The sequence below is a fragment of the Sporosarcina sp. P32b genome (assembly GCF_002743335.1).
Lineage (GTDB): Bacteria > Bacillota > Bacilli > Bacillales_A > Planococcaceae > Sporosarcina.
Map to the genome: position 1 here is coordinate 52140 of NZ_PDZB01000002.1, position 15056 is coordinate 67195.

General features: G+C 39.4%; 14 protein-coding genes, 1 pseudogene and 1 riboswitch. Of the genes and pseudogenes, 9 read left to right on the forward strand and 6 right to left on the reverse strand.

From position 1 onward, the window contains the following. Nucleotides 1–10: 10 nt before the first annotated feature. Together CSV64_RS17050 and CSV64_RS17055 are read right to left on the reverse strand one after the other, a co-directional pair. Complete coding sequence (locus tag CSV64_RS17050) at nt 11–295, reverse strand: GreA/GreB family elongation factor (RefSeq protein WP_369823488.1); 285 nt, start codon at nt 293–295, stop codon at nt 11–13. Next, nucleotides 269–433 (reverse strand): annotated as a pseudogene (locus tag CSV64_RS17055) (transcription elongation factor GreA); the annotation flags it as partial. The pseudogene CSV64_RS17055 and the gene CSV64_RS17050, both read right to left, overlap by 27 nt. Before the next feature lie 236 nt (nt 434–669). Between CSV64_RS17055 and CSV64_RS01880 the strand changes: the two are divergent. From CSV64_RS01880 to CSV64_RS01890, 3 genes are all read left to right on the forward strand, one after another. Next, nucleotides 670–1350 (forward strand): DUF1361 domain-containing protein, encoded by a 681-nt coding sequence (locus CSV64_RS01880; protein WP_099633369.1) that lies wholly within the window; start codon nt 670–672, stop codon nt 1348–1350. 206 nt (nt 1351–1556) lie between these two features. Then, the gene (locus tag CSV64_RS01885; protein ID WP_199168379.1) at nt 1557–2411 is read left to right on the forward strand and encodes an aldo/keto reductase; all 855 of its coding nucleotides are present in this window, start codon (nt 1557–1559) and stop codon (nt 2409–2411) included. Nucleotides 2412–2780: 369 nt separating this feature from the next. After that, nucleotides 2781–3284, forward strand: coding sequence for a hypothetical protein (locus CSV64_RS01890; RefSeq protein ID WP_099633370.1), 504 nt, complete (start codon nt 2781–2783; stop codon nt 3282–3284). Between the two features lie 521 nt (nt 3285–3805). On the opposite strand, the gene thiC is transcribed toward CSV64_RS01890, so the two are convergent. After that, nucleotides 3806–5578 carry a phosphomethylpyrimidine synthase ThiC gene (thiC, locus tag CSV64_RS01895; RefSeq protein ID WP_099633371.1) on the reverse strand — a complete coding sequence of 591 codons (1773 nt, stop codon included), beginning with the start codon at nt 5576–5578 and terminating at the stop codon, nt 3806–3808. Nucleotides 5579–5696: 118 nt separating this feature from the next. Beyond that, nucleotides 5697–5814: riboswitch (TPP riboswitch) on the reverse strand. Between the two features lie 585 nt (nt 5815–6399). Between thiC and CSV64_RS01900 the strand changes: the two genes are divergently transcribed. Then, the gene (locus tag CSV64_RS01900) at nt 6400–7353 is read left to right on the forward strand and encodes a calcium/sodium antiporter (RefSeq protein ID WP_099633372.1); all 954 of its coding nucleotides are present in this window, start codon (nt 6400–6402) and stop codon (nt 7351–7353) included. Nucleotides 7354–7508: 155 nt separating this feature from the next. On the opposite strand, the gene CSV64_RS01905 is transcribed toward CSV64_RS01900, so the two are convergent. Together CSV64_RS01905 and CSV64_RS01910 are read right to left on the reverse strand one after the other, a co-directional pair. Beyond that, the gene (locus CSV64_RS01905; RefSeq protein ID WP_099633593.1) at nt 7509–8183 is read right to left on the reverse strand and encodes a response regulator transcription factor; all 675 of its coding nucleotides are present in this window, start codon (nt 8181–8183) and stop codon (nt 7509–7511) included. Between the two features lie 18 nt (nt 8184–8201). Next, nucleotides 8202–9560, reverse strand: coding sequence for a sensor histidine kinase (locus CSV64_RS01910; RefSeq protein ID WP_099633373.1), 1359 nt, complete (start codon nt 9558–9560; stop codon nt 8202–8204). Between the two features lie 225 nt (nt 9561–9785). Between CSV64_RS01910 and CSV64_RS01915 the strand changes: the two genes are divergently transcribed. The 3 genes from CSV64_RS01915 to CSV64_RS17130 all read left to right on the forward strand — a co-directional run bounded on the left by CSV64_RS01915 (nt 9786) and on the right by CSV64_RS17130 (nt 11864). Further along, nucleotides 9786–10346, forward strand: a complete 561-nt coding sequence (locus CSV64_RS01915; protein WP_099633374.1) for a YdhK family protein — start codon at nt 9786–9788, stop codon at nt 10344–10346. 143 nt (nt 10347–10489) lie between these two features. Continuing rightward, nucleotides 10490–11032, forward strand: coding sequence for a CueP family metal-binding protein (locus tag CSV64_RS01920; protein WP_099633375.1), 543 nt, complete (start codon nt 10490–10492; stop codon nt 11030–11032). 304 nt (nt 11033–11336) lie between these two features. Then, the gene (locus CSV64_RS17130) at nt 11337–11864 is read left to right on the forward strand and encodes a GNAT family N-acetyltransferase (RefSeq protein ID WP_099633376.1); all 528 of its coding nucleotides are present in this window, start codon (nt 11337–11339) and stop codon (nt 11862–11864) included. A 67-nt stretch (nt 11865–11931) separates the two neighbouring features. Here the strand turns inward: CSV64_RS17130 and CSV64_RS01930 are convergent, their stop codons facing one another. Then, on the reverse strand, nt 11932–13644 hold the full coding sequence (locus CSV64_RS01930; protein ID WP_099633377.1) for an ABC transporter ATP-binding protein: 1713 nt from the start codon (nt 13642–13644) through the stop codon (nt 11932–11934). Nucleotides 13645–14023: 379 nt separating this feature from the next. Here CSV64_RS01930 and CSV64_RS01935 point away from each other — a divergent pair, with 379 nt between their 5' ends. Both CSV64_RS01935 and CSV64_RS01940 read left to right on the forward strand, forming a co-directional pair. Continuing rightward, nucleotides 14024–14461: a VOC family protein gene (locus tag CSV64_RS01935; RefSeq protein WP_099633378.1), complete on the forward strand. Its 438-nt coding sequence runs from the start codon at nt 14024–14026 to the stop codon at nt 14459–14461. 19 nt (nt 14462–14480) lie between these two features. Continuing rightward, nucleotides 14481–15014 (forward strand): dihydrofolate reductase family protein, encoded by a 534-nt coding sequence (locus CSV64_RS01940; RefSeq protein WP_099633379.1) that lies wholly within the window; start codon nt 14481–14483, stop codon nt 15012–15014. Nucleotides 15015–15056 lie beyond the last annotated feature (42 nt).

Here is a 15056-nt window from a genome sequence, read left to right on the forward strand (position 1 = left end):
TTAATTGTATTCATCGTACCGCTACGATCAGAAGGGTCATTTCTCCGCTTGGTGTTTGAACAGATACTTGGTCACCTATAGAATGTCCTAATAAGCTGTTGGCAAGTGGTGATTCATTCGAAATAGTCCCTTCTAGTAAATCAGCTTCTTCGACACCCACAATCGTATAGGTTTCTTTTTCACCATCCGGTAGTTCAATAAATGTCACAGGTGCACCGAAAACGACAGTATCTGTTTCACCATCTGGTACGGAAGTGACTTCGGCATGTCGAAGTCTATCTAAGATAAATACAATACGTTCTTCAATTTGTGCTTGTGACTCTACGGGAGCTTCGTATTCAGAGTCCTCTCTAAAACCACAAAACTTGCGTGCATTTTTAACGCGCTGTAATGCATCTTCGCGCTTCTTTGTTTGTAACTCGTCTAACTCTTTTACTAGAGCTTCTTACCCATTTTGGTCATTAAGTATTTGTTAGGTTCCACGTAATTCAAGCTCCTTTCTTATAAAGCATCATGATGCGTTCATTTTTGAAATACCTTCTCTATATCTAGAGAACTCTATACAATCTTTTATGCAGTTGCAACTTAACTCAATTGGATTCGTTTACACTAGTAGTTAATTTGAGATTGAGAGTAAACATATACCCATTATTACTAACAGGAGGTTCAATGAAAACATTTATTGAGAAACATAAAATACTAGTATTATTCATGTTGGCTTATTGGGGCGTCTGTCTGGTCATGCTCTTTAAGAGTTTCGACTTCCTTTATGCGGTGTTGTCTTGGAATGTGTTATTGGCCATATTACCAGTTTTCTTCATTAATCAAGCGGTCACGACGATAGGGCAGAAGAAGATCAGTTGGACTGTTTTCTGGATACTGCTTTGGTTGTTTTTCTTCCCTAACTCTGTCTATGTTGTAACGGATTTTATTCATATAGCGAATGAAAAGTTCAGATGGGTGTCAAATGCAGGATCCTATGCGCCAGGTGGCGGTATAGTATACAGCCAGGACATCTTCATATGGACCAAGTTATTAGTGATTGCTATGGGCTTCTTTTATTCCATCGTAGTGGGTCTGGAGTCTGTTTATATTTTCGAACAGATGGTTAGAAAGAAGTATTCCAAGAAGATTGGCTACGCGAGTATTGTAAGTGTAGGTTTGCTGACAGGAATCGGCGTTTATATTGGAAGGTTCTTGCGCTTCAATAGTTGGGATGTTGTTTTCAATCCGCTTCAAGTGTTGCAACAAGTAGCGCAAGTAGATCGATTTGCCGTTCAGTTCATTGTCGCATTCTCTGGCTTTGTTTTATTTTGCTATTTGCTGTATCGATCGTTCAAGGAAAAATAAGAAGTGCACTTGTGCCAGTACTACACGTGGATGTTCAGCTATTCATGTGTAGTACAGACATAGGTGCTTTTTTATTGAAAACTGCAGAGAATGTTTAGTTCACATTCAGTAAGGGAAATCACATGACTGAGACGAGTAGAAGACACGTCCGATCAATTCGTGTTTTTTAAATAGAAGAATTTACTTTAAAAAGGAGTCAGATAAAAATGGAACAGATAATCGTACAATCGATGCGATTGAATGACGGAACCAGCCTTCCTTCAATTGGTTTCGGCACAGTAAAGGTTAAAGGCGCGCAAGGTGTAGTGAGTACGTTAAACGCGATCGAAGCGGGATACAGACTCATTGACACGTCAACGAATTATAATAATGAAGGAATGGTAGGAGAAGCGGTTCGGCGGTCAACTGTGCCTAGAGAAGAACTGCTGATCAGTTCCAAACTACCTGGAGCTTCACATGAGTACGAAAGAGCAATTCTGATGATTCAAGAGTCACTGTATCGTATCGGAATCGATTACTTTGATAAATACTTGATTCATTGGCCGCTTCCAAAACAAGATCAATACGTAGAAGCGTGGAAAGCTTTAGTCGATGCACAGAAATTCGGACTGATTAAGACGATTGGTGTTTCTAATTTCTTACCGGAACATCTAGAGCGTATCATTGAGGAAACAGGTGTAACGCCGGCGACCAATCAGATTGAACGCCATCCGTATTTTAACAATAACGAACTAGTAGAATACAATAAAAGCTGCGGTATCGTAACAGAAGCTTGGAGTCCTTTAGGGCGCGAATTAAACGACGTGTTAGAAAATGAAACGATTGTCTCGATAGCTAAAAAACACAATAAGCAACCAGCGCAAATTATTATTCGTTGGAACCTACAGAATGATATTTTAACGGTCGTGAAATCATCTAACTATGCCCATCAAAAAGCGAATCTTGATGTATTCAATTTTGAATTGTCCGAAGAAGATATGAGACAAATTGACTCTTTAGATAAAGGTGAAGCGGGAAGAGTAGAAGGACAGCACCCGAATGAATACGAAGAGTTTGATTAAACGTATCTTTTTTAATATTAAGTTACATTCAGTTTAATGAATACATGTAATTATTTATTTACTTTATTGTGATTTGAATCCATATGTTAGTGTAATATCCAAACAAGATTTATTTATATATAGCAATGGCGGAGGTGATCTCAATGAAAATGAGCCACTTGCTAATTACGTTAATTAGTGTTGTTCTTGTTTTTATCCTAATAAGTAGTGTGCAAAACGAAATTACCTGGCCATTATTAATTCTATTGTTAGTAGCGGGATTTGTAATAAACTTTTTTATCTCTTTATTATCACGTAAGGAATAATGAGATTTGTAATTAGTTTTACATTTATTATGATTATTGCTTAGAAGTAGGGGGAATGACTGGAATGTTATTTGAGAAAAATAAGTTCAGTATATTTACCATTATTACTTGTTTAGTGATGATGGTTAGTATTGTATGGACACCACAAAATACTCAGGCTGCTAGTTTACATGTGGATGAGGTAGCTAAGATTACTTCGGAATATCTTGTATTGAATGAAAAAGATGGCACAGTGACCATCGAAAGAGAAGTAGAATTGGAATCTCGAATCGGTAAAGAATATTTTAATGAGTTAGTACAAACCTTAGAAAAACTTAATGAAGTTTTAGCGCGTCCAGAAGGTGAGAAGTACAAAAAAGAAATAATCGAAGAAGCAAACTCGAATGTTGTGTCGATGGCTAAAATAAGTGGCTGTGGCGCTGCAACTCTTGCTGGCTTTGCACATACTGGAGCCTTTACTGGGCTTATGACAGTTGCAGGTGTTAGTGGTCCAGCAGGATGGGCTTTAGGTACTGTTGTTGGCGGGGTATGGCTAGCAGGGAGTGCGGCAGCTGGGTGTTTAAAATAATCTATAGATTAAATACTGAGATTAATACTCAAAAGCCCTCCAGCAATGGAGGGCTTTTGAGTGTAACTTACTTAGTAAAGGGGTACATTGAAAATGTCTGCGATTTCAGATCCTGTTATTATGATGAAAATGACTCACCAAGGTCCGCATTGTAAAGGGACGAGGTGGGTCATTTTTTATTGTACCAACTTCAAATTCAACTTTTAAAGGACAACGGCTAAAAGTATTTGTGTAATCGGGCGCGTGAATGGAAAACGATATTGAGTCACAATACCGATGATTTTTTCAGGAAGCTAAAAGAGCACAAATCCTGTTCATGAATGGCAGAACATGTATTAATAATGGACACTCTCGATCTTCAAGCATTTCATACACTTCCTATAGGTTACGTTTTCAGTATATTCGTGTATGCACTGTGCTTGCAGGAGAGCCAACTGTTCTTCTAACTGATGAAGATTTCGGCGTTTTACAGAGATCTGATGAATTAACTGTTCAGTTGTCATAACTCCATTCACTCCTTATCAATAATAGATTTCAGCACCGGATTTTTTAAATTCTTCAGCTTTCTCCTTCATGCCACTTTCCATTGCTAGCTTCTCTTCTAAACTGTTTTCATCAGCGTATTTTCTAATGTCGTGTGAAATTCGCATACTGCAAAACTTAGGTCCGCACATCGAACAGAAGTGGGCGATCTTGGCTCCTTCAGCCGGCAATGTTTCATCATGATATTCCATCGCGCGTTCAGGATCCAAACTTAAATTAAATTGATCTCGCCAACGGAATTCGAAACGGGCTTTTGATAATGCGTCGTCACGTTTGTGTGCATTCGGATGACCTTTAGCTAAATCAGCTGCATGGGCTGCAATTTTATACGTAATGACGCCTTCACGCACATCATCTTTATTCGGTAAACCAAGATGTTCTTTAGGAGTTACATAGCATAACATTGCCGTTCCGAACCAACCGATCATAGCCGCACCAATAGCAGATGTGATGTGGTCATAAGCAGGCGCAATATCTGTCGTCAAAGGACCGAGCGTATAGAAAGGTGCTTCTTGGCAAATCTCCATTTGCTTATCAACGTTTTCCTTAATCAAATGCATTGGCACATGTCCAGGACCTTCTACCATGACTTGCACATCATGTGTCCACGCAATTTTCGTCAGTTCGCCAAGTGTTTCAAGTTCAGCGAATTGTGCCTCGTCATTGGCATCAGCAATTGAGCCGGGACGTAATCCATCTCCTAATGAAAACGCGATATCGTACTGTTTCATAATTTCACATATATCTTCAAAGTGTGTGTAGAGAAAACTTTCTTTATGATGCAACATACACCACTGAGCCATAATAGAACCACCCCGTGAGACAATTCCAGTCACACGATGAATCGTCATGGGAATATAACGCAGCAGAACACCCGCATGGATTGTAAAGTAGCTGACACCCTGCTCTGCTTGTTCGATCAATGTGTCGCGGAATACTTCCCATGAGAGGTCCTCCACTTTGCCGTTTACTTTTTCCAACGCTTGATATAGTGGTACCGTTCCGACGGGGACAGGGGAGTTGCGGATGATCCATTCACGTGTTGTGTGAATGTTCTTTCCTGTTGACAAATCCATGATATTGTCTGCACCCCAACGTGTAGCCCATGTCATTTTTTCCACTTCTTCAGCAATTGACGAGGAGACCGCAGAATTACCGATATTCGCATTGATTTTCACATGGAATTTACTTCCGATAATCATCGGTTCCGCTTCTGGGTGGTTAATATTAGACGGAATAATTGCCCGTCCTTTCGCTACTTCATCCCGTACAAGTTCAGGCGTTACATTTTCACGGATTGCAATGAACTCCATTTCAGGTGTAATGATTCCTTTGCGCGCATAATGCATTTGTGTAACATTCATACCGCTTTTTGCACGTAATGGCTTACGTTTCAACAATGGAAATTCTGCATCTTTTTGCATATTTTCTAGTGAACGATATCCATTATCCCGCGGCTTCACTTGCCTGCCTTCATACTCTTCCACGTCATTTCTTTCAATTATCCAGCTCTTCTTGATAATTGGAAGTCCTTTTTTGATATCCACTTGAAAACCAGCTTCCGTATATTTACCACTTGTATCATACACACGGAAAGGTTCATTCGCTATTTCATCTTGATCAGTTACAGTTGGTGATAGCTCAATTTCACGCATCGGTACGAGTATGTCTGGACGACTTCCTCGTACGTAAATCTTTCTACTGGCTGGAAAACATTCATGGATATGGATTTCTTCTTTCTTCTCTTGCATTTTGTCATCGTCTCCTTTTAAGGGGCGACATGACTCGATTTAAGTGATGGGAATCGGCAACAAAAAAGACCAGTTCCGTAGATAGGACCTGGTCTTCAAAACGCAAAAATACGCGTCGCTGATAAAATGAAAACTTCCCTACGCTGGTACGAGCCAGATCAGGTCCAAAGAGTCCGGAATGCGTGTACTATCATTCCATCTCAGTCCAATAACGTTGGACACCCCTAGTTATAGTATTTAATTGTTCGAACAGGAACAGTCTACCATACCTTAATCGGTTTTCAAAGAGTAATTATACTTTTAATTTCCATAGGTTCCGTTATTTACATGTAACTTATGTGATCGGTGAGGAAACAGAAATGCGTAATCAGAAGAAAATCTCCAAAATATTGTACATTCAGTCCTATAGTAAGTTTGTAGAAAAGTATATCGAGGGCTTGTCTGTAAAGATAGATCTATGGACAAGCTATTTTTATAAAAAATTTCAACACCACTCAAGAGAGCAGGTAATGACGAGAAGTGAATGTCTTTGTATGACTTGTAAGATGCATAAGTAGTGATGACGTGAGATAATCAAAAATGAAAAAACAAAAGAGGGAAGGAGCAGAGTAGTAGAGCTTACATCGTATAACATATCTGGGATTGAGAAGGATGAATGCTATGGGAAAGTAAAGTCAAATACATATTCTGTTTTTCATCATGGTGCATGTCATTATGTGCCTCAAGTATGCAGTAATTGAAGCAATTATTTTACTGTAGTCTAGATACGCTTGCATACAGCTAATTAGAAATATCATTCCTATGGAGGAGGTAACCAATATATGTCCTATGTTTTACTCATTATTGGATTTGTATTATTAATAAAAGGGGCCGACTATTTCGTGGATGGTTCTTCAAATATCGCAAGACTTTTACAAATTCCACCTATATTGATTGGGCTGACTATTGTAGCACTTGGAACTAGCTCACCAGAAGCGACGGTCAGTATAATTGCAGCGATGGGCGGAAACGCGGATGTCGCAGTAGGGAACGTAGTGGGGAGTAATATATTCAATATTACGATCGTTGTCGGGATGGCAGCATTTCTGTTTCCGCTGAAGGTACAAAGTGAAACGATACGGAAAGAGATTCCGTTTACTTTGCTGGCGGGTATAGTTATGTTGGTGTTGATGAGTGATATGGCACTACAAGGCTTCAGCAGCAATATGATTACCCGCGGTGATGGAATAATTTTCTTACTATTCCTTTCGATCTTTATGTACTATGTGATTGAACTTGGTCTTAGAAGCCGTCAAAATTCTACGCTTACACAAGCCACTGAGAATGTGAAGTGGGGCAAGAATATACTAATTACTTTAGTCGGGCTGGCAGCAATTATTTTCGGAGGAGATTTAGTCGTAAGTAACGCCACGAAAATCGCTTATTCTCTTGGCATGAGTGAAACATTGGTAGGTCTTACGATTATCGCAATCGGTACTTCTCTGCCTGAATTAGTTACATCGATTTCAGCGGCATTGAAAAAGGAGAGCGAAATTGCTTTAGGGAACATCGTCGGGAGCAATATTTTCAACATCCTGTTTGTTCTCGGGGCCTCCTCTGTCATTACGCCCATCGCGGTGAACGATAAAGTATTTATTGACGTCATCATAATGCTTGTATTGACCTTAGTATTATTGCTATTCGCTAGAACGGGCTTCAAAATTGGTAAGCGTGAAGGTCTCATGTTAGCTGTAGCGTACGTTGTATATCTAGTGTATGTTATTTTACGTAATTAAGAAAAAATCACCAAGTTTGCTATAACGAGAGTTACATACTCCTATGTACAACAGGGCAAAAGAGTCAATCGTCGGCATGCCGATCAATAAAAGAAGGCTACTTTCCATTCATTCATGGAAAGTAGCCTTTTTTATGTGTATGGCATGATCTGTAATTATCTCCACTTATAGCCGATACCCCAAACTGTCATCAAAATCTCGTCAATGGGGAAATTCGATTTCCTCAACTTATCTCGTAGATTTCGAATATGGGAATCGACTGTTCGAACTTCCGTATACGTATCATATTCCCAAGCTACTTGAAGCAAGTCTTCCCGTGTGAACGTACGATTTGGCCGAGTCATCATCGCTTCAATAATATAGAATTCCTTTAATGTAAGACGAACTTCCTGCGTGTCGTATAGGATGGAATAGGACTCCAAGTTAAGAGTGAATGGACCTTCATGAATAGACTTCGGTTGATTGTCGTCCTCTGTACGCCGTAATGCCACGCGCACTCTCGCGGTAAGTTCGCGCTCGTCAAATGGTTTTGTAATATAATCATCCGCCCCTTGGTCAAGTCCTTTTACAACATCAGATTTATCAGATCGAGCCGTCAATAAAATTACAGGTACAGCTGAAACATCTCTAATTCTGCGGCAAACTTCCCAGCCATCCATGCCAGGCATCATGACATCGAGCAATACAAGATGTACGTCCTCCACGTTGAATAGCTCAAGTGCTTTTTGGCCGTCAGTCGCTTGCAAGCAACGATATCCGTGTGGTGCGAGGAATAGTTCGAGCAGATCGAGCATGCGTTGTTCATCATCAACTAGCAAAATTGTTTTCATATGCATCATCTACTTTCATTATAATCGTACCGTAAAGATACTACCTTTTTCTAATTCGCTTTCTACCTCGATCGTGCCACCGTGCGCTTCTGTTAATTCCTTCACCGTCGCCAAACCAAGACCAGCACCGCCAAATGAACGGGAACGCGATTTCTCGACACGGTAGAGCTTTTCAAATATTTGTTGCTGATTTTCAAATGCAATGCCGCATCCGCTGTCTTCCACTTGTAAAATGCTATGCTTTTTATCTTGAAACGCACGAACGATTACGGTACTGCCAGTTTCAGAATAATGTAGCGCGTTGTCTAACAGATTAAGAATAATTTGTTCAAGACGCATTCGATCTGCCACGATAGGAAAATCGCCAGCTTGTTCAATCAGAAGCGTAATTCCTTTCAAATCAAAAGATGGTTGGACGAGCTGTACAATATCTCGGATGAACTCTTCAGCAGAGAATTCGGTTTTCGTCACAGTGAACGTCATTTCATCCATTTGCGCTAAATCCATCAAGTTTTTCACGAGTGTTTTTAAGCGCTCGGCTTCTTCTTCAATAATCGATAAGTAGTTGAACCGCTCTGTATCACTCAGTTCTGTGCGTTGAGCCACTTTGGCATAACCGATCAAGTACGTAAGGGGGGTTCCCATTTCGTGAGACACAGACGCTAGAAACTCTTTTCGTTCGCGTTTGACACGACTCAAGTCATTCGATAATTTCCGGATGGAAGCTGCGAGTTCTCCCAGCTCATCATTCGAAAGCTTCGGCAAGTCCACATCGTACAAACCTTCGCTCATCTGTTCCGTTGCTTCTTTCATTCGAATGAGTGGACGTGTCAACCATTTGGATAGTAATGAGTAGACAACAAACAGAACGACAATGCTTCCACCACCTGCAAGTAGAAAATGTACATTGAGTTGATTGACAAGTTGTCGTATAGGAACCGTACTTTGCAGCATGACAAGACTCCCTGAAACACCTTTTGCTTCATACGGATGCACACTGACAAGATAAGGAGACTTCTCCCAATCAACGGGTAATATAGTATCTTCAGTCAGTAGCTTTTCATTTACTTGGGATACATATGGACCGAGAATACCTTCAGTATCCAGTGAATGCTGTACGATATTTCCTCTATCATCGAGAATCGCGACGTCTCGTTCACCACCGCTTTCCATAAGAATAATATGATGCAAAGTCGTTTCAGTATAATTATCCTCCAACACATTTCGATGATTGCTACCCGTTTTTAAGAGTCGATCTAGTTCTTCATCCACCCGGGCATGTGTGATCGTCTGATGTAAATAGACCATTAACAATGTATCCAAAATAAGAAATGAAATAATGAATGAAGCTGCTAACTTCGTTGAGATTTTATTCATAGCATGCGCTCCTTTTCCCTCTATCGAGCAGTATAAGATAAACGTATCGAAAATGTATGCAGAAAGCATCCATTAAGTGTGACTGGCCATCTTATAAAAAACGAGCAAAGCTTTGTACGTAAGCCTTATGGCAATTAAGGAGTTTGTTAGGAGTTTAGGGATTTAGCTTAAACTAAGAACAGAAATTGCTATACTAATATTAACTTAATGAAGGAGTGAAGACATATGAAAAAACAAGTACTTTCAATAAGTGCAGCGTTTGCTCTAGTGCTTGCTGGATGTGGAGCGGCGACGCCAACAGAGGAAGAGCCTGTTAAGAGTGAAGAAACTTCACACAATGATATGGAAGGGATGGACCATTCGAGCGACGGCAGTATTCCCGAAGGTTTAATGGAAGCGGAAAACCCGACATACCCGGTAGGATCTGAAGCTATTATTGAAACGGACCATATGGCAGGTATGAAGGGGGCTACTGCAACTATCGTTGGCGCATTTGATACAGTTGCCTATTCTATCAACTATACACCGACAGATGGCGGCGAGAAAGTGTTGGATCATAAATGGGTAGTTCATGAAGAACTAGAAGATCCGGCTCCAGCTCCTCTAGACAAAGGAACTGAAGTAACTGTACTCGCTGATCATATGGAAGGCATGGAAGGCGCGACAGCAGAAATTGAATCTGTAGAACAGACGACTGTCTATATGATCGATTATGCGTCAACAACTGATGGAGAAGAAGTACTAAATCACAAATGGGTTGTTGAAGACGAGCTATCAGAAAAGTAATGTTTCAATGATGGAGTTGCCTCGCGCAGCTCTTTTCATTGTATGTAAGTAAAGATCATATACACGTTTTATAAAAGGTCAAACATTTGTTACATAAGTTCTTCTAAACAGACACAAAAATAATTGGAATAGGTTGTGAGAAGATGAAAGGGAAATTAATGGCCATATTGCTACTAATCACCGCTTTGTCAGTTGGTTGCAGCAATGAAAATGCGAATAATGAAGTACAACCATCACCAAAACCACAAGAGACAGTAGATATTAAAAAATTAGTAAAAGACTATACGGTGAGAAATGCTGTAGCTGCGTCCGCTTCAATTACATCGTCTGAACTAATTGTGACAGATGATGATAAAAACGTGACGAAGTATGATCTTCCTGAAGATGAATTCTTTGTCTCGATTGCTCCATTCGTTAACACTACACACCCTTGTGATGTCCATAGTCTAACAGGCTGTCAAGGTGAACTCGTTGAGGAAGAATTCGATGTGCATATAGAAGATTCTGAAGGAAATGTAATTCTCGATGACGTCAAAACAACTGAAGCTAATGGATTTATCGACTTGTGGCTTCCACGTGATGACACATTCACGGTAACGATTAAACAAGATGCGAGAGAAACTGTATCTGAAATTACTACATTCGAAGGGGACAATACGTGCATCACGACTATGCGTTTGGAGTGATTTCTAAGATAGTCGTTGGTAACGAATTCACTTTATCTCCATATGTATAAGTACCTGTGCTTTAATCATTCATGAGTGTTTTAGACATTCACGTTTGATTGCGGCACAGGTATTTTTATAAAGATTTCTAATTATCAAGTCTATTCATTAGCGTTATCCATTTATAGATAATTAACAGAATATTGTCGAAATATGCACTAAAAACGATTGTAAAATTATATTGAATGTACTATCTTTATAGTAAGTTAATGTTAGTTGTTTTACATTACCATAAAGTATTCATAACTCAGGGAGGTTGGTTTTGATGAACAAAGTCGAAGAGAACTATTTAAATGACGGTTATAAGAAATATGTAGGGTCAGATCTAGACATTTTTTATTCAATAAAAAAATGTGAACATGCAGGAGTTTGCGCTCGTGGAAACGCGGAAGTGTTTAATCCGAAACGCAGACCGTGGATTTTGCCCGATAACGGAGAAGCCAATCAAGTGATGAAGGTCATTGATGCATGTCCATCGGGAGCATTGGGTTATATTAAAAAAGAGGACTCGGAGAAAGTTACGTTTTTAAAAGGGGGAAATCGCTTTTATTTAGAAAATGACGAAGGTCAATTAATTGCTGAGATTACTTTTACTACGCCTAATCCCGCAATCTTTATTATTGATCATACATTCGTTGATCCTTCATTAAGAGGAAAAGGTATTGCTCAATCATTGGTAAAAGAAGTGGTGACTAAAGCACGTGCTGAAGATAGGAAGATTCTACCTTTGTGTCCATTCGCTAAGCTAGAATTTGAACGAAAAGAAGAATATGCTGACGTTTGGAAACGTTAATTAAATGTAAATAAAATACCTGTGACGCAAACTTGTATGTTTGTAGCACAGGTATTTTCCTATTTACTTATACTTGGTTAGCTTGATGTAATTGAGCGAATGTACCTTTTTGACGTACTAAATTTTCATACGTTCCTTGCTCTTCAATACCGTCTTCCGTCATCACAATGACTTGGTCGGCATTGCGAATCGTGGTGAGGCGATGCGCGATAATGAGTGTGGTGCGATTAACGGATAATTCTTCTAGTGATTGTTGAATAATGCGCTCTGTTTCTGTATCAAGTGCGGAAGTCGCTTCATCTAGAATGAGAATCGGTGGATTTTTCAAGAACATCCGAGCGATGGCCAGGCGTTGCTTTTGACCACCTGATAGTTTTAATCCACGTTCCCCAATTTGTGTGTCATAACCATTCGGCATGCTATTGATCAAATCGGTAAGATGGGCTTTTTCTGCCGCTTTAAATACTTCTTCGTCTGTTGCATCCAGTTTACCGTACGCAATATTATCTCGAATCGATCCTGTAAATAAGAACACGTCTTGCTGAACGATTCCAATTTGACTGCGTAATGATTTCTGCGTCATTTCTCGAATATCTAATCCGTCAATTGAAATAGACCCTTCATTGACTTCATAAAAACGAGGAATGAGTGAACAAATAGTCGTCTTTCCAGCACCTGACGGACCGACGAACGCAACAGTTTGTCCAAAGTGAATCGTTAAGTCGATATTGCGTAAGACGGGTCGCTCAGCGTCGTAACCAAATGTCACGTCATGAAGTGTTATATCTCCGCGTAACTGATCAACGACTTTTGCGTTCTTCACATCTTTTATCTCTGGCTCTTGGTTAATTAATGCGCGGAAACGACTGAAACCCGCCATACCTTTTGGATACAATTCCAGCAAAGCACTAATTTTATCAATAGGTTTAATTAAAATATTGCTAAATAAAATAAAACTGACTAGTTCACCATATGTTAATTTATCATTTACTGTGAACCAGGCACCGACTATTAAAATGACGAGTGTGACGAGGCGAGTGAGCATATACATTGAAGACGTAGCCCACGCCATAACTTTATACGCTTTTAGTTTAGCTAAGCGGAACTGATCATTGTCTTCCTGAAAACGACGTAATTCAAAGTTTTCATTCGTAAATGATTTCACTACGCGTGAACCCGAAACAGAATCTTCAACCCGCCCGTTGACATCCGCAATATTTTGATACATCTTATGCCATGCTGCATTCATCTTCTTATTCGAGAAGGAGACGACTACTGCGAGCAGCGGTACCATCACGATGGCGATTAAAGCGAGTTCAGGATTGATCGTATACATGATTCCGAATGCACCTAGAATAGTCATGATCGCTATGAAAGCATCTTCTGGTCCATGGTGAGCCAATTCACCGATATCGAATAAATCGGTCGTGATGCGCGTCATAATATGGCCGGTTTTTGTATTGTCAAAAAATCGGAATGATTGCTTCTGCACATGTTCGAACAATTCACGACGCATATCGGTTTCGATATTAATTCCGAGCTTATGTCCTAAATAACTCACAATATAATGAAGGAACGTACTCACTAAATAGACGAGCAATAGTAAGAAACTCACGGTGATAATTCGGTTCCAATCTCCTGACGGCAGGAGTCCGTCGATAAACCACTGAACAGCGAGAGGGAATGCTAGTTCAAGAAGTGCTACGAAAATGGCGCTAAAAAAATCGATCAAAAACAAGCGCCGATGTGGCTTGTAGTAGGAGAAAAATTGTGTAATCATGAAGTAATTCCTTTCCGTTGATATATTAGTAGTATAAGAGAAGACGGGGGAAAAATCACCTTAGACGCGTGTCAATCAAGTTGAAATATAAAATAGAAGGAACTTCACATACAGTCATACATATTGCCATCTAATATGTTCTACTAAATGGGGGGATATGTGCTTGTTCCTCACCTAGTTTTAAACGGTGTAGCACGGCGATCTAAAAAAAGTATAATGTGTTTTTAAAAACAATTTGGTGAAGCATAATGAAGTTATTGGATGTTCGCGTCCGTGAATAAACCATCTAATACTAGGCGGACAAGCGTGGTTTGGAAAAATAATAGCTTTTAAAAAAGTTCGGAATTACGGAAAAATAACGATATGGGGGGTTTGAAACATGAAAATTAACAGAATAGATCATGTCAGTATAAATGTAAATGATCTCGCGAAGGCAAAAGCATTTTTTCTCGATTTAGGACTTGAAGTACATGCGGAATGGGAATTGGATGGAGAACAGTTAGACAAAATAGTGGGGCTTACCAATGTAAAAACCGCATGTGTAGGATTGGGGATGCCGGACGGCCAGACATGGATTGAACTAGTTACATTTCATTCGCCGTCAGATGAAAAAGGTATACAGCAAACTTTTGCAAATACGCTAGGTATCCGACACATTTGCTTTGCAGTGGAAGATATTGAAAGTATTGTTACGAAATTAAAAAATAATGGCAAAGAAATCTTTAGTGAAATACAGCAATATGAAACAAGTTATAAGTTATGCTACGTTCGTGGTCCAGAGGGGATTATTTTAGAGCTCGCGGAGAAAATCAGATGAATTTAGTAGGAGGATTAGTATGAAAAAACAAAGAAAGTTAGTATTATTTATTGCTCAGAGTTTAGATGGTTATATCGCAACAAAAGAGGACTCACTTGATTGGTTATTTCAAGTGGAGGGGGAAGGAGATAATGGCTATTCAGAGTTTTTCGAAACGATCGATACAGTTTTAATGGGTAAGAGGACATATGATTGGATTATGGAACAAGAAAAAGGTCAGTTCCCTTATTCAAATAAAAATAGCTATGTTTTTTCCAGGTCAACCGCAACGGATACAAAAGACGTTACATTTATAAATGGGGATATAGTAAGCTTTACTATTAATTTGAAAAAAGAAGAAGGTAAAGATATCTGGATAGTTGGCGGTGGAGATATACTACATACATTTTTAAAGGAAAAGTTAGTCGATGAGCTGATTATAACAGTTGCACCAACAATCATCGGAGAGGGAATACCTTTATTTAAACCAGACGATTATGCACTCGATCTTTCTCTTAGAGGTACTAGAACTTTCAATCAATTTGTTGAATTACATTACACAGTAAATAGATAAGTACAATATTTTACTGTTATCGGGTGCAATTTACTTGATTTA

Excerpts from the sequence above, each read along its gene's own strand:
- CSV64_RS01880 (WP_099633369.1), top strand. The coding sequence starts at position 670 with ATGAAAACATTTATTGAGAAACATAAAATACTAGTATTATTCATGTTG.
- CSV64_RS01885 (WP_199168379.1), top strand. The coding sequence starts at position 1,557 with ATGGAACAGATAATCGTACAATCGATGCGATTGAATGACGGAACCAGC.
- CSV64_RS01890 (WP_099633370.1), top strand. The coding sequence starts at position 2,781 with ATGTTATTTGAGAAAAATAAGTTCAGTATATTTACCATTATTACTTGT.
- thiC (WP_099633371.1), bottom strand. The coding sequence starts at position 5,578 with ATGCAAGAGAAGAAAGAAGAAATCCATATCCATGAATGTTTTCCAGCC.
- CSV64_RS01900 (WP_099633372.1), top strand. The coding sequence starts at position 6,400 with ATGTCCTATGTTTTACTCATTATTGGATTTGTATTATTAATAAAAGGG.
- CSV64_RS01905 (WP_099633593.1), bottom strand. The coding sequence starts at position 8,183 with ATGAAAACAATTTTGCTAGTTGATGATGAACAACGCATGCTCGATCTG.
- CSV64_RS01910 (WP_099633373.1), bottom strand. The coding sequence starts at position 9,560 with ATGAATAAAATCTCAACGAAGTTAGCAGCTTCATTCATTATTTCATTT.
- CSV64_RS01915 (WP_099633374.1), top strand. The coding sequence starts at position 9,786 with ATGAAAAAACAAGTACTTTCAATAAGTGCAGCGTTTGCTCTAGTGCTT.
- CSV64_RS01920 (WP_099633375.1), top strand. The coding sequence starts at position 10,490 with ATGAAAGGGAAATTAATGGCCATATTGCTACTAATCACCGCTTTGTCA.
- CSV64_RS17130 (WP_099633376.1), top strand. The coding sequence starts at position 11,337 with ATGAACAAAGTCGAAGAGAACTATTTAAATGACGGTTATAAGAAATAT.
- CSV64_RS01930 (WP_099633377.1), bottom strand. The coding sequence starts at position 13,644 with ATGATTACACAATTTTTCTCCTACTACAAGCCACATCGGCGCTTGTTT.
- CSV64_RS01935 (WP_099633378.1), top strand. The coding sequence starts at position 14,024 with ATGAAAATTAACAGAATAGATCATGTCAGTATAAATGTAAATGATCTC.
- CSV64_RS01940 (WP_099633379.1), top strand. The coding sequence starts at position 14,481 with ATGAAAAAACAAAGAAAGTTAGTATTATTTATTGCTCAGAGTTTAGAT.